Source organism: Methylobacterium sp. Leaf117, assembly GCF_001422985.1.
GTDB lineage: Bacteria > Pseudomonadota > Alphaproteobacteria > Rhizobiales > Beijerinckiaceae > Methylobacterium.
This window is the reverse complement of record NZ_LMNL01000001.1, coordinates 385561-408483: the sequence shown is the minus strand read 5'-3', so window position 1 is coordinate 408483 and position 22923 is coordinate 385561. Positions and strand designations below refer to the sequence as shown.

Genomic DNA, 22923 nt, shown 5'->3' with positions numbered 1-22923 from the left:
AACCGGACATCACCCTGCCATCCCGTATCTCGACCTGCCACCGGCTCACGCGTAGTCCTCCAGCGGCTTGACCTCGCCCCGACGGAGGCAGGCGTAAAGGAACGGCACGAACAGCAGGGTCGCGGGCGTACCGACCGCGATGCCGCCCATCACGGCACGGGCCAGGGCGGCGTTCTGCTCGCCGCCCTCCCCCGTGCCGAGCGCCATCGGGATCAGCCCGAGGAACATCGCGCTCGCGGTCATCAGCACCGGTCGCAGGCGGGTCTCGCCAGCGAGCAGCGCCGCCTCGACCGCTCCGCAGCCGGTCGCCTCGCGATGCTCCTTGGCAAAGGTCACCAGCAGGATCGAGTTTGCGGAGGCGATGCCCACCGACATGATCGCGCCGAAGAGCGAGGGAATCGAGAACGTGGTCCCGGTGATGAACAGGCTCGCGACGATGCCGCAGAAGGCCAGCGGCAGGGCCGCCAGCACCACGAACGGGTCGCCCCAGCTCTGGAAGTTCACCGCCATCAGCAGGTAGACCGCCACCAGGGCGATCGCGAGTCCGACCTGAAGCCGGAAGAAGGCCGATTCCATGTTCTCGATCTGGCCCCGGACGGTGATCTTGTCGGGGGCCGGCAGGGTTTTCTGCTCCTCGGCGACGATGCGGCGGATCTCCTTGGCGACCGAACCGAGGTCGCTGTCCTGTACGGCAGCGTAGATGTTGAAGGTCGGCTGCGTGTTGACGTGGTTGATCACCGTTTGCGAACCCTCCCGCCGCATGGTCGAGACGCTGGACAGGAGCGTCAGGACGCCCGGCGCATCCGCGTTGCCGTTGACCAGAAGCGGCGTGTTCTGCAGGTCGGTGAGGGACGCGTTGCGGTATTCCGGCGTCTGCACCCAGAGCTGATAGGGGATGCCGGTCTTCGGATCGGTCCAGAAGTTCGGCGTCACTTGGAAGGAGCCCGAGAGCGAGACGTTCAGCCCTTGCGCGATCTGCTGTTGCGTCAGCCCGAGTTCCGAGGCGAGGCGCCGGTCGACATCGACGAAGAACTGCGGCGTGCCGACGATCTGGTGCAGGTGGACGTCGACGGCGCCGCGCGTGGCCTTGAGGCGTCGGACGATGGTCTGCGCCACCTCCAGATCCTTGGCGGTGTTGCGGCCAGAAACCTGGATGTCGATCTGCGCCAGGGTGCCGAAGTTGAGAATCTGGGTGATGATGTCCGAGGGCTGGAAGTAAAAAACCACATCGGGAAAGCGCTCGCGCAGAACCTCGCGCAGGCGCTTGGTATAATCGGCCACAGATCCATGGCCTTCCTTCAGGTTGATCAGCATCTGCCCGTCGTTGTAGGCGACGAACGAACCATCCGAGAAGGCGAAGTTGTAGTTGTTCGCCGGCAGGCCGATATTGTCGAGGATCTGGTCGATCTCGCCTTCGGGAATGACTTCGCGGACCACGGTCTCGACCTGGGCGAAAACCTGCTCGGCCGTCTCGATCCGCATGCCGGGGCGGGTGCGCAGGTGCAGGGTCATCTGGCTCGAAGCGACCTGCGGGAAGTAGTCTTGGCCCACGAAGACGAAGAGCCCCGCCGTGGTGGCGAAGACGATTGCGACCACGGCCAGCGTCGCGATCCGGCGGGCGATGACGACGTGGAGCAGGCCGAGATAGCCGTGATGGAAGCGCGCGAACCGCGCTTCGAAGCCGTGCCGGAACCAGCCGGCGAGGCGGAACACCGGGCCCACGATCCCGCCAAGCGCCCGGGCGATACGGCCCTGCTGCGGCGCGGCGCGCTCCCCGTGCTTGGCGTCGTATTCCCGCGCCACCAGCACGTCGATCAGCACCGGCACCAGGGTGCGGGACAGGACGTACGAGGTCAGCATCGCGAACACGACCGCGAGCGCCTGTGGGGTGAACAGGTATTTCGGGGTGTCGGTCAGGGCGAAGACCGACACGAAGGCGGCGCAGATCGACAGGGTCGAGATCAGCGCCGGCTTGGCGATGCCGGCGGCGCCCTCCACCACCGACTTGCGGAAGGGCTCGCCCTCCTCGAACAGCCGATAGGTGTTCTCGATCGCCACCGTGGCGTCGTCGACCAGGATGCCGACCGCCAGGGCCAGCCCGCCCAACGTCATCACGTTGATGGTCTCGCCGAGCGCCGTCAGGATCGCCAGCGAGGTCAGGATCGAGAGCGGGATCGAGACCAGCACCACGATGGTGGAGCGCCATGAGCCGAGGAACAGCAGAATGGTGAGGCCCGTCAGGGCCGCCGCGATGATCGCCTCGTGGATCACGCCCTCGATCGCCGCCGAGACGAAGACCGACTGGTCGAACAGCGGCTTGAGGCTCATGCCCTCGGGGGCGGCGGCCTGAATGTCCGGCAGGGCCTTCTTGACGTTGTTGACCACGTCGAGGGTCGAGGCGGTGCCGTTCTTGAAGATCCGCATCAGCACCGAATGCAGACCATCAGCCCGCACGATATTGACCTGCGGCGGACCGCCGTCGCGGACATGGGCGACGTCGCGCACCAGGATCGGCTGCCCCCCCACGACCTTGATGGGGATCTGATTCAGGGCGTCGATCGCCTCCGGCGAGGCGTTGAGCTGCACCGGGTATTGCTGCTCGCCGATCTTGGCGAGGCCGGACGGGATGGTGAGGTTCTGCGCCGTCACCGCGTTGGTGACGTCGAGGGCGGTGAGCCCGAGGGCCTGGAGCGCGTGCAGGTCGAGGTCGACCATGATCTGGCGCGGGGTGCCGCCGAAGGGCGACGGCAGGGTCGAACCGGGGACCTGGGTCAGGCGCTGGCGGATGCGGTACTGGGCGTAGTCGAAGACCTTGGTCAGGCTCTCCCGGTCGGAGGAGAGAGCGAGCTGGATCACCGGCACGGAGGAGGCCGAGAAGCGCAGGACGATGGGCGGCTGCACGCCCGGCGGCATCGTCGCGCGGATCGAGTTCATGGCCGAGACGACCTGCGCGATGGCCAGATCGATGCTCACGGCGCCGTCGAAGTAGATCTTCTGGATCGCCGTGCCCTGGAGGGTGGTCGATTCCATCCGGGCGATGTTGTTGACGTTGTTGGAGAGTGAAAACTCCGCGTAGGTGGTGATGCGACGCTCCATCTCGGAGGTCGACAGGCCGTTATAGGTCCACACCACCACCACCACCGGAATGTCGACGGTGGGAAGCACGTCCTTGGGCGCCACCACGACCGCCGCCGCGCCGCCGAGCATCATCAGCACGGCCAGCACGTAGATCGTGATGCGGAACTTCAGAGCATACTGGACGAGGCCCATCGGGTTTCCAGGTGGTCGCGTTCAGGCTGGTGTACCACGCTCGTCGCATGCCACGGGGCCATGTGTAGCCGTGACGCCGCGACGCAATTGTGGTTCCAGGCCGGGATTTTTGTTTCCGGGTGTAAATCCGCGGATCAACACTGTACGAAAGCGTGCGGAACCGACGCCGGACCTATCGGGGTGCTGCCGTCGCGACGTTGCGGCAGATACCCTTCAGCATGATCCAGTCCGCGTCGGTCAGGATGTGGCGTCCCGCTGTGTCATTGCCGGCTAGGGCGCGGATGTGATGCGCGCGCTCCCGGGTGAAGGGATGGCTGCGCAGAAGGCTCGCGACCCCGTCCGGTTCTTCATCCCGGGCGACGCGCTCGAGGATGGTGGCGAGTGCGCCGGCATCGCCGCCGGAGCGCCGTAGGGTTTCGACCGCGTAGGCATCCGCCGCGGTCTCGGCATCCCGTGAATAGCCGGCCGAGAGGGCCATCTGCCCGGTGGCGACGATGAGCGTCGAGCCCGCGAGATCGCCGAGGACGAGGCTGAGGAGGAACGAACTGCCACTGGCCGCCAGCAGGGCGCGCATCGGATCACGGGCGGCGATGTGGCCGAACTCATGCGCGAGAATGCCGGCGAACTCGTCCGCGGTCTCGGATCGGTCGATCAGGCTGGACAGGATGATGACGCGGCCGCCCGGCAGGGTCAGGGCGTTGGCGACGGCGTGGCGGTGCACGGCGATCCGGGGCTCGCCCGGCAGGCCTCGCTGCCCCACCATGCCGCGCTGCCCCACCATGCCTCGCTCCCCCGCCATCCGTGCCACGAGCCGGTCGAGAACGGCGCGGGCCGGACCGTCGTCGCAGACGGGCGGATGCCCAAGCATCCGGTCGACCTGATCCGCGACGGCGCTGCCGAGCCGCGATTCGACCGATATCGGGATCACGGGGGCGAGCCGCGCGGCGATGGCAGGCACTCCGTAGATCGCCAGCAGGATCACCGAGAGCCCGGCGGCGATCGACCAGACGACGAGCCGCAGATTGCCGCCGGACCCCTTGTCATCCGACCGATGCAGATCGGGGCATCGGGCCGTGAGGGCGTCGGCGAAGGCGCTGTCGCTGACCTCCACGCGGGCCGGTCGGCCGCGCGGGCCGATCCGCATCAACGGTGCCACCGTGTCGCCGGCCACGAGGTCGAACAGATCCCAGTCGACGGCGATCTCCGGCCCCGCGATCCACAGGCGCTGATCGAGCCTCAGCGTCACGGGATGGATTCGGGCGCTGAGCCCATCGAAATAGCGCCCTTCGGCGTGGAGCGTCGCTCCCTGCCCGGCGCCCGTTCGGTCCGAACCGTGCGGCTGCACTAGAACCCGATCTCGAGGGCGCCGCCAACGTCGAGGGCGTCGGCGAGGCCCTCGTTGAGCCCGCTGCCGACCCGTCGACCGGAAGCCAGGATCGCCTCGAGACCGTCCGCGTTCTCCACCTGGGTGGTCGTCGCGACGGCGGCCCAGAGGCGCGCGGTGATGACCCGGACGTAGAGCACGGCGAAGAACAGGGCACCGCCGAGATAGGCCAGGACCAGCCCGAACATGAGCACCCACTGGGCGCCATTGAGGGCTCCGCCGGTCTGGATCGAGACGGCGCCGGCTCCGATCACGACGCCGACCACGGTGATGAAGCCGAAGATCGACAGCATGTAGACGATGTAGGGCCAATAGAACTGTCGCGCTCTGAGGGTCGAGGCGAGGCGAACGGGGCCGAGGCTGGCCGCGTTCATGAAAATCCGCGTCTCGCGGGCCCGATAGAACGGGATCAGCAGCAGCCCCAGGGGCGCAGAGACGCTGATCGTGCCGATGAGGAGGGCGCCGTAGGTGGCGATGGGAGTGCCGGCATAGGCGGAATTGAAGACGGTCTCACCGGGTTTTCCGCCGGGCTTGGCCACGAAGAGGTCGGCCGGGATGGCAAAATCCGAGGCTGCGAAGAAGGCCAGGACGGCGGCGAGAACCGGGACGAGCACCACGAGGTAGAAGGCGAGCCAGGGCAGGAGCAGCGATCGGCCTCGGGCCGACGACGCCATGCGGCCCGACCCGATCAGGGTGTTGTTGATCCGGTAACGCTCCAGGCTCGCGCGCATGAACGGGAAGGCGAGTCCGAGGGTCGCCAGGGTCAGGAGCGCCCACCCCGACGCCATCAGCGCGTAGGTGATCGCCGAACCGTCCTGCCCGAGCCGGATCCCGCGCCAGAGGGTGCGCGAGGCCCGGTAGCGACGGCCCCGATAGCGCGCGAATTGCCCGAGGACGAACAGGATGGCGAAGGACAGGGCACCGCCGAAGGGGGCGAGCGACGGCACCGACAGGGTGGCGACGAAGATCGCCACGTAGATCGGGATCAGGACCGCGAGCGCCACCAGGAACCCGAGAAACAGTTCCTTGCCGCGGCCGACATACTCGCCCGGGCTGCCGTCTACGACGGTCCGGCTCCAGAAGTAGCGCCGCAGGTCGGTCACATACCAGAACCGGTAGATTCCGAAGGTGACCAGAGACAGCAGGAAGCCCCGGACGGCGAGGCCGGTGAGCCCGGCCAAGCGCGTGTCGAAGGTGATCGCCCCGACGCGGCCAGCCACGGATCGCGCGTCGCCCGGCATCGGCTGTGTCATCGTGCCCCCAAACGTCAGAGGCTCCAGCTAAGCCGATTTGCCGTGCCGCTGCCACAACCGCACACGAACAGACTGTAGACCCGGTTAAGACCCGCCAAAGTCGCAGCAGCGGACTCCTTCAGCAACAGCGGAAACCGTTGCGGTTGCCGACGCCGAAGCGGGCATTCTCGCGGTTGCGGAAGAATTCCCGCTCGGTCATGGGCTCCTGGTCCGCATGCGTCCGGCGGATATGGGCGGCATAGGCCTCGTAGTCGCCCTGCCCCACCATCAGCCGGGCGCCGTCGCAGACGCATTTCGAGAAGGTCTTGAGGCGGTCCCGCAACTCGGCCGACGATAGCGCCATGGTGCCTACTCCGCCGGAACGGCGGACGGACCGCCGCTCTCCAGCGCGGTCCAGCGATCGGCCCGGTACGCCTTCACGCAGGCCATGATGCCGAAGACCGCGATGGCCACCACGAGGCCGACGAACAGGATCGCCAGCGCCGCGTCGATCCGGTCGTTGAAGACGATCTTATGCATGTCCGCCATGGTCTTGGCCGGGGCCAGCACCTTGTTCTCGGCGATCGCCGCCGAGAAGCGGTCGGCATGCGACAGGAAACCGATCTTGGGGTCGGCGGAGAAGATCTTTTGCCAACCGGCCGTCAGGGTGCAGATGCAGAGCCACACGGTCGGGATGATGGTGACGAAGGCGTAGCGCTCGCGCTTCATCTTGAAGATCACCACGGTGGCGAGGGTCAGCGCCACGGCGGCCAGCATCTGGTTCGAGATGCCGAACAGCGGCCACAGGGTGTAGATGCCGCCGAGCGGATCGGTGACGCCCTGGTACAGGAAGTAACCCCAGGCACCGACGCACAGGGCGGTGGCCAGGATGCTGGGAACCCAGGCAGTGGTGTCCTTGAACGCCGGCGAGACGAGGCCGAGCAGGTCCTGCAGCATGAAGCGGCCGGCGCGCGTGCCCGCATCCACCGCCGTCAGGATGAACAAGGCCTCGAACAGAATCGCGAAGTGGTACCAGAACGCCATCATGCCCTTGCCGCCGATGGCCGAGGAGATGATGTGCGCCATTCCGACCGCGAGAGTCGGGGCGCCGCCGGCGCGCGAGATGATCGAGTGCTCGCCGACGTCGACGGCGGTCTGGGCGATCTCGGCGGCCGTGATGGTGAAGGCCGGGTCGAGCTTCGTCACCGCCGCCGCCGCGCTCTCCGGCGTGGTGCCGACGAGTCCCGCGGGCGAATTCATGGTGAAGTAGATGCCGGGCTCGATCACGCTGGCGGAGACCAGCGCCATCACGGCGACGAAGCTCTCCATGAGCATGCCGCCGTAGCCGATGAAGCGTGCATCCGACTCCCGGTCGATGAGCTTCGGCGTGGTGCCCGAGGAGATCAGGGCATGGAAGCCCGAGACCGCGCCGCACGCGATGGTGATGAACAGGAACGGGAACAGCGAGCCGGCCCAGACCGGACCGCTGCCATCGACGAACTTGGTCACCGCCGGCATCTGCATGTGCGGGGCGACGTAGGCGATGCCGAGCGCCAGACCCACGATGGTGCCGATTTTGAGGAAAGTCGACAGGTAGTCGCGCGGAGCGAGCAGGAGCCAGACCGGCAGGATGGAGGCGACGAAGCCGTAGCCGATCAGCAGCCAGCACAGCTGGGTCCCGGTGAAGGTGAAGACCGGACCCCAGTACGGGTCGGCCGCGACGTTGCCGCCGTACACGATGGCGAGCATCAGTAGGACGAAGCCGATGATGGAGACCTCGCCGACCTTGCCCGGGCGGATGTAGCGCGCATAGAGGCCCATCAGCATGGCGATCGGGATCGTCGCGGCGACCGTGAAGGTGCCCCACGGGCTCTCGGCCAGGGCCTTGACGACGATCATCGCCAGCACCGCCAGCAGGATCACCATGATCATGAAGGTGCCGAACAGCGCGATGATGCCCGGGATGGTGCCGAGTTCGGCACGGATCAATTCGCCGAGCGAGCGGCCGTCCCGTCGCATCGAGATGAACAGCACCATGAAGTCCTGCACCGCGCCGGCCAGGACGACGCCGGCCAGGATCCAGAGCAGGCCCGGCAGGTAGCCCATCTGCGCGGCGAGCACCGGGCCGACCAGGGGGCCGGCGCCCGCGATGGCGGCGAAGTGGTGGCCGAACAGGACGTTGCGGTTGGTGGGCACATAGTCGAGCCCGTCATTGTGCACGTGCGCCGGCGTCCGACGGCCGTTGTCGAGCCGCATGACCTTTTCGGAGATGAAGAGCGAGTAGTAGCGGTAGGCGATCAGGTACACGCAGACCGCCGCGACGACGATCCAGAGGGCATTCACCGTTTCGCCGCGCGTCGTTGCGACGATCGCGAGGGCGGCCGCCCCCAAACCTCCGACCAGGACCCAGGGTCCGTGCTTGGATACCGCACTCATGACGTCTCGCTCCCGCGACCTGTCCTTGCCGGCAGGTCGTCAAGGGGCCTTCTCGCGCAAATTGACTGGAAGGGCCAGGGCAGCCGATTTCAATCGACGCGGTTTGAAAACCGAACGGCCTTCGTCCCAGGTCGACTCGCGCCGCTCAGTGGATGGTGATGACGCGATTCGGCAGGGCGTCGACAGGGACCGCGCGCGGAGGAAAGTCAGCCGCCAGGATGGTGCCGACCTGGCCGACGGCGGCGGTCAGGCCTGCCTCGACCTCATCGCGCCGGAGGGCATCGAGCAGGGTATCGATCGCGTTCGACCAGGCCGGGGTCGGGACCCGAGCGGCGACACCGCGATCCGCCACGATCTCCGCATGCCCTTCGGCCTGGGCGAGGTAGATCAGCACGCCGGTGCGCCCTTCGGTCTGGCACAAGCCCCTTGTCCTGAACTCGCGCAGGGCCTGTTCGTGAGCCCGGTCGCGGCGGATGGAACGGGGCACCAGGGCCATTCGCACACGGGGATGCAGACCCGCGAGCAGCACGACGAGCACGACGGCGATCTGCGCCAGGGCGATCGCGGCCGCGCTCCAGGGCGTGAGCAGGATCAGCGGCCAGGGGACCACCAGCCCGCAGGCAAGCGCGGCGAGAAGCGGCGCCGAGCGATAGAAGCCGGCCCGCGCGGCGACCAGCACCACGATTTCGCCGGAAGTCGTGGTTTCGGCCCTGCGGATCGCCTCCGCGATGCGGGTGCGGGCGCCCTCGTCCAGGAGGTCCCTCGATTTACCAGTCACCGGAGGCTCCTCCCCCACCCGACGAGCCGCCGCCGCCGGAAAAGCCGCCCCCATCGAAGCCGCCGGACACGCCGCCGCTCCATCCCCCGGAGACCGGTCCCGGCAGGATCACGAACCCGCCACCGCCACCGCCGCGCCCGCCCCGGTTCATCCGATAGACGACGAACAGGATGACGAAGAACAGCACGATGAAAAGGAGGACCTGGCTCGGATCGGCCTCGTCGGTCCGGACTTTGGCCTTGCGCTGCCACTCCTCGGCGTCACCGGCCAGGATCGTCAGCATGGCGTCGACGCCGGCATTGAGGCCGCCGGCATAGTCGCCCGTCTTGAAGCGCGGGGTGATGGCGGTGGTGATGATGACCTTCGAGAGCGCGTCGGTCAGCGCCCCTTCGAGGCCGTAGCCGACCTCGATCCGTACTTTGCGCTCGTTGGGCGCCACCAGCAGCAGCGCTCCGTTGTTGGTCTTGGCCTCTCCGAGCTTCCAGGCCCGGAACAGCCGATTGCCGTAATCCTCGATGGTGCGGTCCTGCAGGCTCGGGATGGTGGCGACCACCACCTGGTCCGAGGTCTTGTCCTCGTAGGCCTTCAGCTTGGCCTCGAGAATCGCCCGGTCCTCGGGCTTGAGGATGCCGGCCGCGTCCACCACCCGCCCGGTCAGGGCCGGAAACGTCGGTTCGGCCGCGCCGGCGGCTCCGGCCCAGAGGGCGAGCCAGAGCGCCAGCAGCAGGCAGGCCGTGTCGATCCAGAGGCGGCGCGCCGCGATCCCCCGCATGCTCGGAGCGCCCATCCTGGGCTAGAACTTCACGTTCGGCGGGCGCTCGGCGTTCGGCGTCGCCGTGAAGGTCTCCATCGGTTTCGCATCCGGGTAGAAGATCGCCGCGATCCACCGGCCCGGAATGGTGCGGACCTCGGTGTTGTAGTCCTGAACCGCCGCGATGTAGTCCCGGCGGGCGACGGCGATCCGGTTCTCGGTGCCTTCCAGCTGCGACTGCAGGGCGAGGAAGTTCTGGTTCGACTTGATGTCGGGATAGCGCTCGACGGTGACGAGCAGGCGGCCGAGAGCGCCCGAAAGCTGGTTCTGCGCGTCCTGGAATTCCTTGAATTTCTGCGGATCGCTCACGGTCGAGGCGTCGACCTTGACGCTTGACGCCTTGGCCCGCGCCTCGGTCACACCGACCAGGACGTCCTTCTCCTGCTGCGCATAGCCCTTCACCGTCTCGACCAGATTGGGGATTAGATCCGCCCGGCGCTGGTACTGGTTCTGGACCTCGCTCCACGAGGACTTCGCCCGCTCCTCCAGGGTCGGCACCCGATTGACGGCGCCACATCCGGACAGGCCGATGCCGAGCGTCAGGGCGGCGACGGCGATCCGCACCCGGCCGAGCCAGTTTCCGACCGAACCGGATCTGACCGACGGGGTCGTGGGGGTGATCACACCTGCGTGCATCGTCGAACTCCTCGGAACCGGACCGCCGCGCATCGGCGCTGCCCCGCCCCAGTCTCCGAGGGATGGGGCCGCGCATCGCGGCGGTGCGCGCTACTCACGATGCCGCTCCTGCCACGAGAAAGCCGAAGTACCAAACCCATCGGCGCCGCGAAAAGCCGTTATCACCCGATCCTTGGGTGCTGCGCCGTCGTTCTCCCCGGAAACGCCCGCGCTCGCCACCTTGGCCGAACAGCTGGATGGGGACTCTGTCCGGGTGAAACCTTTGTCGAACGCCAGGCCTGAGCGACGCTCCTGCCCGCGTCCTTGATGCCGGGCCGTTACACAGTCAGATTCTGCTTGGGCATCCCATCCGGCAGGCACCTCGGCAAGTCCAGGGCGCAAGGACAGGGCTCAAGCGCTTTCGAACGGCCTTGGGCAGGCCTCTGCTTTCTGCCCTGCCTCCCGCGAAGGCCACGCAGCGCAATCAGGCCGAGAGACCGGCCGCCTGCAGGTGCCGGTCAGCGCCCCCCGGGGCCGCCGTTGGCGCTTCCATTCGGAAACGCCTGTTCGGGCCGGCTCGCATTGCCGCCGGCGGCAGAGTTCGTCGTCACCGTATCGGCCCCCGTGGCTCCATAGGAGATGACGACATCGCGACTGTTGCCGGTGGTGTTCGGCTGATTCTGGACGATGACGCCCCTTCGGTCTTCCGGGAGGAACACACCCTGCGCCAGAACCGGGGCCGCCGATGTAGCCCCGATGACAAGCGAACTGACCAGCGCGACACGAATGCTCACGGCGTCCTCCATGACGGCGTCCTCCATGCAAGAATCCTGATCGGTGAACACGGGCCGGATGGGGCTGTTCCTGCGACCAAACGGAGGTGATCGGTCTGGTGTCGCGTCCGTTTGCGCTGTCGATCGAACCGATGAGCGAGGGACAGACCGCGCGCACCGGGCGTTTCAAACGTCGCCGCAACGAGCGTCGGATCGCTGAACAGGTCAGAGTGCCTGCAGCGACCGGATCGACGGTCACGGATCTCAGCATTTCTTCTATCGCCCTGCGACAGCACAGTTGAGACGAAGCGTCATCGCTGTGCCTCGGACGATCCGCAGACCAAACTACGGCCAAATAGGCTGCGGCCCGAACCGGCGTGGCGCCGGAGACTCACCCTGTGACGTGTTGAACCAACAGGTTCGAGGGAACGGCCTGGGGCGCAGGTTGTTTCTAGCCTAACGTTCACACGACAGGAGTTCTCAGATGCGGAAGTTCGTCCTTGCCTCCACGGCCTTGGTCGGCCTTGGCCTTCTGGCATCGGCACCTGCCGAGGCACGCGGTTGGGGCTACGGCCACGGTGGTTACGGTCATGGCGGTTACGGCTACGGCGGTGGTTATCGCGGTGTCGGCTTCCGCGGCGGCTACGGTGGATATCGTGGCTATGGCGGCGGCTACGGGCGCGGTTACGGCCATCGTCGCGGCATCGGCCCGGGTGCCGCCATCGGCCTCGGCATCGCCGGTCTGGCAGCCGGCGCGATCGTGGCAAACAGCTATGGCGGCTATGGATACGGCTACGGCCGTCCCGTCGGTTATTACGGCGGCGGATACGGCTACGCCCCGGCCCCCGCCTATGGCTATGCTCCGGCGTATGGCTACGGCTACCCGGCCTATGGCTACGGATACTAACGTCGTCAATTAAGCTCCGCTGCAGGGCGGGGTACAATCGACAACATTGGCGGCACATTCGGAAAAATCCGAGTGTGCCGCCTTTGTTTTATTTTTCTTCTTTTGATGGTTCATCGATCTGCGGCAAAAAGGCTTCCGTTGTCATTCGAACATCTGATTGACGCTCGCGTTGGTCGTCGGATTATTCGAAGGAAGCCAATGTCACCTTTTAAGATGCTGTGCGGCGTAGCCGCTCTGTCCGCGCTCGGCTTTGTCCATACGGCGGCCTACGGCCAGGAGGGAGGCCCCTGCACCGACGATATCGCCACGTTGAAGCGCGAGCTCGGGGCCCAGGTGGGGATGGGGGCACCCGTGTCCCAGCCGGATTCCGGGCAGCATAAGGGGCCGCACGCCGGTTCAGCGGATCGCGCGGCCAGCAACACATCGCCCGACGCCAAGCCCGTCGGCAATGCCGAGACGGATCGCGCCCAGCAGGGCGGAGCGTCCCGTGAGGCCGGTGGATCGCCGGGTACCGTCGGCGGCGTTTCCGGACCCGTGGCTGCTGCCACCGGGACCGGACAGGCGGATTCGGTTGCCTCAGGGCGGATCGCCACCTCTCCGGCCGACGTTCGCGCGCAATCCGAGAACAAGCCGACGGCGGCCGCCAAGGCTGCCAACGGCGGAGAGGCCTCGGCTTCGCCCAGCCTCTCGGCCGAGGACAAGGTCTCCCAGGCCAAGACGGCCCTTCAGCGCGCGACCGACCTGAACGCCAAGGGCGACCAATCCTGCCGCGAGGCCGTCCAGCAAGCGCGTTCGCTGATGCCGCAACAGGGTCGCTGATCGGCGGCCGCCGCCACCAGACAGCAGGTACGGCGTGTCCCGGATGACGGGGCACGCCGTTTCCATTTGCGCCAAATCTTGGTCGGGTCTCGACCGGGCGCGTCGGGCCTGAGGCCGCATCACCGAATGGCGCTCCGTCTTGTGACGGCAAACACTTGTGTGACCGATCCTATTCCCGCATGCAAAACTGCTCCGACGCCTTTCGCGAACGGCTGGCTGTGCGATCACGGTGCGCGCTGAGCGAGACCGCCGCGTTGGCCAAAGAACAGCGCCCCTTCGATGGCTGGAGTCGGGAGCGGACCCATCGTCTGGCGCTCGGCGCCTCGCCCAGCGATGACCGTTCTGATCCAGAACCGCGCATGAATCACAATCCCCGACCAGTCTGATCTCTCGCAACGTTTCGTCGTGCGCTGTGATAGATGGACAGTATATAACCATCTTCGATGTGGCTTAACCGATGTTAGATGCACCGGATTTGTGCCGTAACCCAGCCGATGGCTGCGGAACTACAGCGGAAAGCACGCGGTTGGATGGGCTGAGCGATGGGTTTCGGACGCCGGCCCTGCAATCCCAGTCCCCCGTCCGTTCCGAGGAACGCAGCACTAAGCGATATGCCGGACGGCCGAGCTCCCGCATGTGAGTCCCCACCGGCCGTTTCTCATCACCGAGACCATCGCGTCGGCTGCCAGTCGGGGGCCGACCCATATTGGAAGGACGTCTCCCATGGTTCGTCTGAGCCTGTCCCTCGCACTCCTCGTCGGCGCAGTGGTGCCCACTTTGGCCCAACCGGCGCTGTCCGACGCTCCACCGGCGCTGCTGGTGCATGGCAATTATTGCGGACCCGGCAACAACGCTCCGCGTCCACCGATCGATGCCCTCGACGCGGCCTGCGCCCGCCACGATGCGTGCACCCCGTCCGGCGGGTTGCCATCGCGTGCCTGCAATCTCCGTCTGCAGCGCGACGCCGCGCGCATTTCCCGCGATCCGCGTGAACCTGACGAGATTCGCGCCCTTGCCGGGCTCATGGGGGCGAGCGTAGCCCTTCTCCCGTCAGATCTGCACCTCGCGGCCGCACCGGCGACGGGGACGGGCACGTCGAGCGTCGAGACACCGGCGCCGTCCGACCCGACCTCACTCCTGTCCACCGGCGGCGAATTTACGATCCCGGCCGTGCAATAAGGTCAGGCCGGCTCCGCTTCGATCGGATCAAGACACCCATTGCGATCCGATGAGACCTTCGTGTGCAGCCGCGAGAAGGCCCGCGCCTGCCGACCACCATCGGATGCACCGAGCAAGTCTCGACCGCCGGCGCGTCCCTATGGACTTCCGGCTCTTGGAGGGCGGACATCGCGATCGTCAGCCGTGTGACGGATGAAGACTTTTCCAGCGTTGCGACGGGTGAACACGCGGCCCAACCTGCTGATCAGCTTGGCGGAACTCAAGGCGCTCCGGAACAGCCGTCCTTCGCAAACCCTGGACAGTCGACCGAGCCGCCGCATGGCCATGAGGTTGAGGGCCCTCAATCCGATGGCCCTCAACCTCATGGCCCTCAATTCAGTGTCAGTTGGACACGCAGCATTGATGGGCCTGCACGACCTTGGGCATGCGCGGCGGTCGGATCGGGTGCAGGCGTGATGGTGGCGATGATCGGCCGGACGAAACTTGGCATTCCGACGCAGAGGACGACAGGGCCGAGGCGAACGGCATGGTCCGGCTGCCATCCGCCTGCATCGGTGACAGGCTTCTCCATCGCTGGAACTCATCGTAACCGACGCGGCAATAGAGCCTACCCAGCGAACGGGTGCAGCCGGCGGCGCGACTGGAGATTCTCTTTCGCCAGGAGAGCGATGTCTGAACGCGGTCCGGACACGGCAGATCTGAGGGAACAATCGATCGCGCAACAACCTCCCATTGAATTGGGAGTGCGATGGAGAGAGGATCCCGATGTTTCCTGGATGGCTTCATGGTCTTTCGATCACCGCCCTGCTGTTGGGCGCTGTCTGGGCCCTCGTGATCTCCATCGACGTTGTCCGGCATCCCCAACCTATGGGCATCATGAATGTCGTATGGCCGGTCTGTGCCCTGTTCGGGACGATCGCAGTCGCGTGGGCCTATCTCCGCTATGGACGGTCCGTCATCCCGGAGGTGCATCATGCGGGGAGGGATCGGGACGCAGCGACCGCGCACCGGACCGAGCCCCCGTTCCCCGTCATGGTCGGCAAAGGCGCCCTTCACTGCGGCAGTGGCTGCATGCTCGGCGATATCGCGGCGGAGTGGCTTGCTTTCCTGATCCCGGCCGTGGCGGTCTGGTTCGGCTGGCAGACCGTGTTCGCCGAGAAGATGTACGCGGTCTGGATCCTCGATTTCGTGTTCGCCTTCGGACTCGGCATCGTGTTTCAGTACTTCGCCATCGTGCCGATGCGGAATCTCTCGCCGGTGGAGGGACTCGTTGCGGCCGTGAAGGCCGACACGGCTTCCCTCATCGCGTGGCAGATCGGAATGTACGGCTTCATGGCGTTGGCCCAGTTCGTCCTGCTCCCGGCCCTCGGCGCGCCGCGAGCGGCAGTGAACACGCCCGAGTTCTGGTTCGTGATGCAGATCGCGATGGTAAGCGGTTTCTTGACCAGCTACCCGGTCAACTGGTGGCTGATCACCACCGGCCGCAAGGAGCGCATGTGAGGGGGGCGACATGGAAGCCGCCTCGGACGGATCGGCCCCGAGCCGGACAGGTGAGGTTCGACGGCAGGGGCGGTTCAGCGCTCTCCCGGTCCCCTATCGCACGCCGGCAAAGCACGTCTGACAACAGCGAGCGAGCGGTCACTCACATCCGCTCAGCCCGAACCGAACTGACGATCGCGACGCGGGGGATTGGGGTCTGGCGGAGACGGAGGGATTCGAACCCTCGATACCCCTTTCGGGGTATGCTCATTTAGCAAACGAGTGCCTTCAGCCGCTCGGCCACGTCTCCGCAGGCCGTCGATCTAGAATTTCGCATCCGGCGGGTCAAGCCGCGTTTCGGCTAACGGTGGGGAATTCGGCGGCTTTGCGGGCGCTGTGCCGTGGGGAGCACAAGGGCCGAGAGCCCGATGGAGCAGCGCTTGGCACGGTCGCTGCCGCAATCCTGATCAGGGGCAAGCCAATCTCTTGCGCTGGACCTTGCCGTTCGGCGTGCGCGGCAAGGCGTCGAGGAACCGGACCTCGCGAGGGCATTTGTAGGCCGCCAGCCGATCGCGGCACCAGGCGATGAGGTCCTCAGCCTCCAACTCGGCACCCGGTCTCGCGACGACGAAGGCCGTGATCACGCTGAGGTCGCTGCGCACCGCCACCTCCGTCACGCCGACTTCGGCCACGCTTGGATGGGCGCCCAGCACGCCTTCGACCTCGTTCGGCGAAACCCGATAACCCAGCGCGTTCATCAGGTCGTCGTTGCGGCCGTGAAAGGTCAGGTAGCCGTCGGCATCGAGGCTGGCGAGGTCGCCCCCGACGAACCAATCCCCGCGCCGTACCGCGGCCTCCTCCTCGGGGCGGTTCCAGTAGCCCAGCATCAGGCCGGGTTCGGACCGATGGACCGCCAGCAGGCCGATCTCGCCCGGACCGAGCGGATCCGCCGGCCCGTCCGTTGGCAGGATCGCGACGCGCCGGCCGGGCTGAGGCTTGCCCGGAGAGCCCGGCCGCACCGGAATGGTCGGTCCGGTCGACACGTAGGTCGAGACCTCGCTCATTCCGAGCGCTTCGTAGAGGGGTTTCCCGGTCGCCTCGGTCCAGGCCGCGTGCAGCGCGGCCGAGAGTGCTTCGCCCGCCGTCACCCCATGACGCAGGGCACGCAGGTCGACGGACGAGAGATCGCCGTATTTCAGAATCTGTCGGTACAGGCTGGGGACGGCGGCGAACAGGGTCGCCCGATGGCGCGCCATCAGTGCCGGCCAGACAGCCGGATCGCGCGGGCCGTCGTACAGCACCGCCGTGGCACCGCAGGCCCAGGGGTCGGTGATGCCGACGCCCAGAGTGTAGGTCCAGTTCATCGTGCCGGCATGCAGCATCACGTCGTGCTCGGACAAGCCGAGCCAGTGTTCATGCATCGGGCGGCGGCCGCGAATGGCCCGATGGGCGTGCAGGACGCCCTTCGGCCGGCTGGTGGTGCCGGAGGTGTAGACCAGGGTCGCGGGATCCTCGGCGCCGGTGTCGGCGTAGTCGACCAGCGGCGGTCCCGCTTTCATCGCGGCGATCGCGTCGGGCTTCAACAGGATGCGGCCACCGAGGCCGGCCGGATCGGCCGGGTGATCGCGGCCCACCACGACGACCGAAGCATCGGCATTCTCCATCAGGAATGCCGCTTCGGCCTCGGTCAATTGTGGCGAGGAGGGCAGCGCCACGAGGCCCGCCGCCAGCGCGCCGAAATACACCAGGACGTAGTCGATCTCGTTGCCCATACGGATCATGACCCGGGCGCCGGGTGCGAGGCCGAGTCCCTGGAGGCCGGCCGCGATGCCGCGGACCGCCCGGTCGGCCTCCGCGAAGGTCAGCGACCTGACGTCGTCGTCGGCCCCCGCCATGATCAGCGCGACCTTGTCGGGCCGGAGCCGGGCGTTCTCGGCCAGACAGTAGCAAGCACCGTTGAAGCGGGATTCGGGGGCGGCGGCGTCCGACGATGGGGGCAAGCGGGCAGGCTCCGTGGCGTTCGGCCCGCAGGGAAACCGAAACCCGCCGGCGGCACAAGAGCGCCGACGGCTGCGCCACCTCGTCCTGAGCGTATCAGCCCGTGATCTCCTTGGCGGCCGACAGCATATCCTTCATGGCTTCTGCGGCTGCCTGATAGGCGGGCGTGCCGATATCCCAGTTGCTGACCTTGATGGCTTCCAGCATCTTGGCGGCCTCGGCGCAGGCCTTAGTCTCGGCCGCGGCGAAGCGGGCGAAGGCCGGATGGGCGGCAGGCGCCGTTCCAGCAAGGTCGGTGCGCAGGCTGCGGCCCGGCTGCCCCGACAGGTTCGCCAGGGACGGCTCCGGCTGCGCCATGCCGACGAGGACGCGCGCGAGCTTGCGCTTCCAGGCGCCCACATCCGCGGGCAGCCGCACGAGCCCGTAGACCGGCACGTCGCGGGCGTTGGCGCTCAGGGCCGCCTGGCCGGTCGCTTCGGCACGGACGAGGCGGGTGGTGATCTTCTCGATCTCCTCGTGGGTCTTGGCCGCTTTCGCGGCGATGTTCTGGACGCTCGTGGAGATCTCGGACGTGGCCGCGCGCTGCTGGCCGAGCATCTGCGAGATCGCCTGGTTCAGGTCGCTCGCCTGAGCGATGCGGGTATTCGTCTCGACGATCCGGTGCTCGAGATGGTCGACGATGGTGCGTCCGGTGGTGACGGCGCTGCGGCTCTCGCCGACCGCCTCCGAAATCGCGCCCATTTCGCTGGTCAGGGTGCTGAGAAGACCGCGGATCTCGCCGGTCGACTTGGCCGTCTGGGCCGAAAGCGACTTCACCTCGGCGGCGACGACGGAGAAGCCGCGGCCGGCCTCGCCGGCACGGGCCGCCTCGATGGTGGCGTTCAGGGCCAGTAGGTTGGTCTGGGCGGAAATCGCCGCGATGGTTGTGGCCATCACCTCGATCTGCGCGATGGCACGCTCGAGGACCACGACCCGATCGGAAATCTGCGCGGTCCGGGTATCGATCTCGTGCATCGCAGTCCGCGCCTTCTGCGCGTCCAGGATACAGGCCTGCGTCTCCGCCAGGGCGCCCTGCGCCACCATGACGACGGTCTCGGAGGTCTGGGCAACTTCGGCGACGGAGGCCGCCATCTCCTCGGTGGCACCTGCGATGGTCTGGGTGGCGCTCGCCACCTCGCCGACATCGTAAGTCATCCAGCCCGTGTTGGTGGCCGCCTCGGACGCTTCGCGGGCGACGGCGGCGGTGTTGGCGAGGCTGCGTAGCAGGTCGCTCTCACGCTCGGCGTGCAGACGCTCGATCGCTGCGCGCAGGGCGCCCTCCGGGAGGTCGACTGCCGCAAGGGTCTGGCTCGCCATCAGGGCCTCGACGGCGCGGACGAGACGGACCTCCTCTGTGCCACGTCCGGTGTCCGACTGAACATCAGTCGAGGGCTGCTTCGGAGTGGAACGAGCGAAGGGGAGTCCGAGCATCGGGATGGGTCCTGTTGGGCGTAACGACAGGGTTTAGCCGAACCCCCTTAAGTTATCGTTATGCGCAATAGCACCGTGGAAGAACCGGGGGTTGATCACGGACTTGTCAATCCGGATATCGTTGCAACGCAAAAAGATCGATAAGGTCGCCGCTTTCGATTTATTCAATGATTGCGGTTTTGAATTGAGATCGAAGTTTCAAAGATCTGCGCAACGAGCGCGGAGCGCGACTTGCAAGTGGCGAAATCTGCGACCGTGATCGGCGAATCTTAGCTCTTGATCGAGCACTTACTGAAAAACACAAACGCCGGTTCATCCGTGCAAAACTGCGGCGGATGCCTTTGGCCCTCGTTTTCAACAACAATAAGCCCTCGAAAGGAAACCAGACATCAGCCATCGCACGATACACTGGCATGTTCTACCGGCAGAAGATTTCCTGTTTCGTTAAGGAAGACAAGTTCTCATCTTAGTTGTGAGCCAAATGGATCAGATTCCTCTCGCAATTCATCTTTTTCGTGTGAATTGATAAAATACAATTTCAGATAGATGATCGGCCTGACGACGCACTCCTGCGAATCATAACTTTTGATCGGTTTCGATTTTCAACCAAGTCGCTTCGGCCGTGGCGATGGCTTCGATTTGGTGGCAACGACGCCTTCCGGACCGTCTGTCGCACCTCACCCGTCGATCCCTGGCGGGTTCACATTCCGAGGTCGCCGATGGCGGCAACCCCACGCCTAGGAGATCGACCTGATGGCTGACGCGACTGATATCCCGGCAATCAACCTCTGCGACGGACGCACGATCCCGCAGCTCGGTTTCGGGGTCTATCAGCTGCCGGACGACCGGGCGCCGGAGATTGTCGGCGCAGCGATCCGCGCCGGGTTCCGCTCGATCGATACGGCGGCCATCTACGAGAACGAGGCAGGTGTGGGACAGGCCGTTCGGGCGAGCGTGGTGTCACGCAGCGACCTCTTCGTCACCACCAAGCTGTGGAACGACCGCCAGGGCTACGAGGCGACCTTGCGGGCCTTCGACGAAAGCCTGGTCCGGCTCGGCCTCGATGATGTCGATCTCTACCTGATCCATTGGCCCTGTCCCGATCGGGACCTCTTCCTGGATACCTGGAAGGCCTTCGTGCGTCTCCAGGCGGAGGGTCGGGCGAAATCGATCGGCGTCTCGAATTTCGAGCCCGATCACCTCGATCGCATCATCACGGAGACGGGCGTGGTCCCGGCCGTCAATCAGATCGAACTGCACCCGCGCTTTCAACAGAAGACGCTGCGCGCCGTCCATGCGCGATACGGGATCGTCACGGAATCCTGGAGCCCCCTCGGCCGCGGGCAGGCCTTGTCCGATCCGATCCTGATGGGGATCGCGGAGCGGCACGGCCGGACGCCGGCGCAGGTCGTGCTGCGCTGGCAGATCCAGAAGGGTCTCGTGGCGATCCCGAAGACCGCAACGCTCTCCCGCATTCCGGAGAATCTCGACGTCTTCGGCTTCACCCTGGAGACGGACGAGTTGACGGCCATCGACACTCTCGACCGCCCCGACGGCCGGATGGGGCCGGACCCGATGACGTTCGGGTAACGCAGGCCGGCGTCGGGCACGGTCTCCCGTTCCCGGTCAGGCCGAGCGGGACAGCGGGACCTCGCGGGGACCGATCAGATCGACCTTCCGCTCCAGAAGGGTCGGCGGCGGAACGGGAGCTTCGATCGTGCACACGACGCCGGTCGGGGCGAACGCGAGTTGGACCGTACCATCGAGTTCGCGCGCCAAGCTGCGTTCGATCAGCCGCGATCCGAAACCGGTCCGGCTCGGCAGCACGACGGGCGGACCGCCGTCCTCGGTCCATTTCAGGGTCAGGCGGGTTTCGGCCAGGCGCTCGACCGACCACGCGATGGTGACGGTGCCGCCTTCCTGCGACAGCGCCCCGTACTTGACCGCATTGGTCCCGAGTTCGTGCAGCGCCATCGCGATCGACAAAGCGAGGCGCGGCGGCAGGCGGAGAGTCGGACCGGAGGCGATGAAGCGCGACCGTTGTCCTTCCCCGCTGTCCAGGGGCGCGATGGCATCGGAGACGACCGTTCCCAGCTCGGCCCCGTCCCAATTCTCGCGGGTCAGGACATTGTGGACCCGGGCCAGCGCTAGCAGCCGCGCCTCGAAGGCCGCGCGGGCGGCGGTGGCTTCCGGCCCGTCCAGTCTGCGCAGGGATTGGCCGGCGATCGATTGCACGGTGGCCAGGGTGTTCTTCACCCGATGGTTCAGCTCATGAATGAGGAGCTGCTGGTGCTCGGCGGCGCGCTTAGCATCGGTGATGTCGACGTTGCAGCCGGTATAGCCGAGGAAGTTGCCGGTATCGTCCGTGCGCGGCACGCCCTCGCAGCGGAGCCAGCGCACCACCCCGTCCCGGTCGATCACCCGCACGTCGGCCTGGAACGGCACCCGTGCCGCGAAGGCGTCGTTGAACCGTCGGGTGAAGGCCTCGAAATCGTCCGCGAAGATGATGCGCTGCCAGTTCTCCCCGCTGAGTTCGGCCGCCGTCTGGCCGCCGAACATGTGGTCGAAGTGCATGTTCGCGAAGCTGATCTGGGCCGCCTCGTCGGTCATCCAGATCAGGGCCGGCGCCGAATCCGCCATATGTCGGAACCGCGCCTCGCTCTCGCGCAGGGCGCTCAGACCCCGCTCCGTCTCGGCGAGCGCCCGGTCGCGCTCGTCGCTGCGCAGGCGCAGACGCTGGGAGGCTTCGGCGAGGACATCACCGAGACGCCGGATTTCGTGGATCGGCGAAGTGATGCGCGGGATGACCTCGCCGCGCGCCAAGGCCGGTCCCGTGGCGGCAAGCCGGCGCAGGGGCCGGGATACCCGTGACCACAGGTGAACCGCGAGCATCGACGAGGTTGCCAGGACGATCAGGCCGAATCCACAGAAGGCCCAGATCCAGTTGCGCAGGCGCGCCTCCACCAGGGCCTGCGGAATGATCGCCGCCGCCGTCCATCCGGTCAGGCGCGAGCGCGCTTCCACGACCGTGACCGGCTTCCTGCCCTGATCCTTGCCGTCCCAGACTCCCTGCGTCGCCGTCTGGTTTTGGCGCAGGCTGCCCAGGCGCATCGACCCGACGAGGGTGTCGCGGTCGGGGACGCGAGCCAGGATGATGCCGTCGCGGTCCGACAACCCGGTGGTCCAGCCCTCGACGGTCTCCCGGGCGACGAGGCTGTCCAATCGCCCAACCGGGACCGAGAAGCTGAGGATGTGGCTGACATTGCCCGCATTGAGCACCGGCACCGCGACCGCATAGGTCGCGTCGTCCGCTTTCATGCCCTTGATGAACCCTGAGACGATCGCCCGCTGGGCCCCGGAGGCGACCTCGCGATCGAAGGGAAGCCCAGTGCGCGGCAGGGGCGCGCCGCGCCGGACCACCGTGTTGACGACCTGCTGTCCGTCGGGGCGCCGCAGGAGGATCTCCAGGCCGACCGTATCGCGCACGAGCCGGGCCTGGGCGTCGAAGCTGTCGAACTCGCCGTCCTTGAGCCGCGGCGAGGTCGCCAGGGTCTGCAGCACGGAGACGAGGCCGGCGGTGTCGCGGTCGACCGAGAGGGCGATACCCCGCACCTTCTCACGGGCATCCTGCTCGAATCGTGCCCGCTCGGTGCCGGCATAGCGGACGAGAAGAATCGCGGTGAAGAGAAGGCCCGGCCCGATCAGCGCCACCACAAGGGCGACCAGGTAGACCTGTGTCGAGAACCCGCGGTGACGGATCCGGTCGATCACT

Annotated in this window: 18 protein-coding genes and 1 tRNA gene; 6 read left to right on the top strand and 13 right to left on the bottom strand. The window is 66.7% G+C overall.

The features are described from left to right. Positions 1-45 precede the first annotated feature (45 nt). From ASF57_RS01805 to ASF57_RS01765, 9 genes are all read right to left on the bottom strand, one after another. Positions 46-3270, bottom strand: coding sequence for an efflux RND transporter permease subunit (locus ASF57_RS01805; RefSeq protein ID WP_056479286.1), 3225 nt, complete (start codon positions 3268-3270; stop codon positions 46-48). Positions 3271-3442: 172 nt separating this feature from the next. Beyond that, the gene (locus tag ASF57_RS01800) at positions 3443-4516 is read right to left on the bottom strand and encodes a M48 family metallopeptidase (protein WP_244476767.1); all 1074 of its coding nucleotides are present in this window, start codon (positions 4514-4516) and stop codon (positions 3443-3445) included. A gap of 98 nt (positions 4517-4614) precedes the next feature. Continuing rightward, complete coding sequence (locus ASF57_RS01795) at positions 4615-5895, bottom strand: DUF898 family protein (protein ID WP_156375917.1); 1281 nt, start codon at positions 5893-5895, stop codon at positions 4615-4617. 130 nt (positions 5896-6025) lie between these two features. Then, positions 6026-6250: a YbdD/YjiX family protein gene (locus tag ASF57_RS01790; RefSeq protein WP_056479277.1), complete on the bottom strand. Its 225-nt coding sequence runs from the start codon at positions 6248-6250 to the stop codon at positions 6026-6028. A 5-nt stretch (positions 6251-6255) separates the two neighbouring features. After that, positions 6256-8322: a carbon starvation CstA family protein gene (locus ASF57_RS01785; protein ID WP_056479274.1), complete on the bottom strand. Its 2067-nt coding sequence runs from the start codon at positions 8320-8322 to the stop codon at positions 6256-6258. Positions 8323-8467: 145 nt separating this feature from the next. Further along, entirely contained in the window at positions 8468-9100 is a 633-nt protein-coding gene (locus ASF57_RS01780; protein ID WP_056479271.1) for a TPM domain-containing protein, read from the bottom strand. After that, positions 9090-9872, bottom strand: a complete 783-nt coding sequence (locus tag ASF57_RS01775; protein ID WP_056480149.1) for a YgcG family protein — start codon at positions 9870-9872, stop codon at positions 9090-9092. The genes ASF57_RS01780 and ASF57_RS01775 overlap by 11 nt, the downstream gene beginning before the upstream one ends. 21 nt (positions 9873-9893) lie before the next feature. Then, positions 9894-10547, bottom strand: coding sequence for a LemA family protein (locus ASF57_RS01770; RefSeq protein ID WP_056479268.1), 654 nt, complete (start codon positions 10545-10547; stop codon positions 9894-9896). A 497-nt stretch (positions 10548-11044) separates the two neighbouring features. Then, positions 11045-11347, bottom strand: a complete 303-nt coding sequence (locus ASF57_RS01765) for a hypothetical protein (protein WP_244476766.1) — start codon at positions 11345-11347, stop codon at positions 11045-11047. Between the two features lie 59 nt (positions 11348-11406). Here ASF57_RS01765 and ASF57_RS25340 point away from each other — a divergent pair, with 59 nt between their 5' ends. From ASF57_RS25340 to ASF57_RS01740, 5 genes are all read left to right on the top strand, one after another. Beyond that, positions 11407-11601, top strand: a complete 195-nt coding sequence (locus ASF57_RS25340) for a hypothetical protein (protein ID WP_156375916.1) — start codon at positions 11407-11409, stop codon at positions 11599-11601. Between the two features lie 182 nt (positions 11602-11783). Continuing rightward, positions 11784-12206 (top strand): hypothetical protein, encoded by a 423-nt coding sequence (locus tag ASF57_RS01760; RefSeq protein ID WP_056189183.1) that lies wholly within the window; start codon positions 11784-11786, stop codon positions 12204-12206. A gap of 198 nt (positions 12207-12404) precedes the next feature. Then, complete coding sequence (locus ASF57_RS01755) at positions 12405-13025, top strand: hypothetical protein (RefSeq protein ID WP_056479265.1); 621 nt, start codon at positions 12405-12407, stop codon at positions 13023-13025. A gap of 723 nt (positions 13026-13748) precedes the next feature. After that, positions 13749-14204 carry a hypothetical protein gene (locus tag ASF57_RS01750; protein ID WP_056479262.1) on the top strand — a complete coding sequence of 152 codons (456 nt, stop codon included), beginning with the start codon at positions 13749-13751 and terminating at the stop codon, positions 14202-14204. A 765-nt stretch (positions 14205-14969) separates the two neighbouring features. Next, complete coding sequence (locus ASF57_RS01740; RefSeq protein WP_056479256.1) at positions 14970-15704, top strand: DUF4396 domain-containing protein; 735 nt, start codon at positions 14970-14972, stop codon at positions 15702-15704. A 197-nt stretch (positions 15705-15901) separates the two neighbouring features. On the opposite strand, the gene ASF57_RS01735 is transcribed toward ASF57_RS01740, so the two are convergent. The 3 genes from ASF57_RS01735 to ASF57_RS01725 form a co-directional block, all read right to left on the bottom strand. After that, a tRNA-Ser gene (locus tag ASF57_RS01735) sits at positions 15902-15993 on the bottom strand. Positions 15994-16150: 157 nt separating this feature from the next. Then, positions 16151-17683, bottom strand: a complete 1533-nt coding sequence (locus tag ASF57_RS01730) for an AMP-binding protein (protein ID WP_056479253.1) — start codon at positions 17681-17683, stop codon at positions 16151-16153. 94 nt (positions 17684-17777) lie between these two features. Further along, positions 17778-19151 carry a methyl-accepting chemotaxis protein gene (locus ASF57_RS01725; protein WP_056189200.1) on the bottom strand — a complete coding sequence of 458 codons (1374 nt, stop codon included), beginning with the start codon at positions 19149-19151 and terminating at the stop codon, positions 17778-17780. Between the two features lie 753 nt (positions 19152-19904). Here ASF57_RS01725 and ASF57_RS01720 point away from each other — a divergent pair. Beyond that, positions 19905-20741 (top strand): aldo/keto reductase, encoded by an 837-nt coding sequence (locus tag ASF57_RS01720; protein WP_056479250.1) that lies wholly within the window; start codon positions 19905-19907, stop codon positions 20739-20741. A 36-nt stretch (positions 20742-20777) separates the two neighbouring features. Here the strand turns inward: ASF57_RS01720 and ASF57_RS01715 are convergent, their stop codons facing one another. After that, positions 20778-22922, bottom strand: coding sequence for an HWE histidine kinase domain-containing protein (locus ASF57_RS01715; RefSeq protein ID WP_056479247.1), 2145 nt, complete (start codon positions 22920-22922; stop codon positions 20778-20780). Position 22923 lies beyond the last annotated feature (1 nt).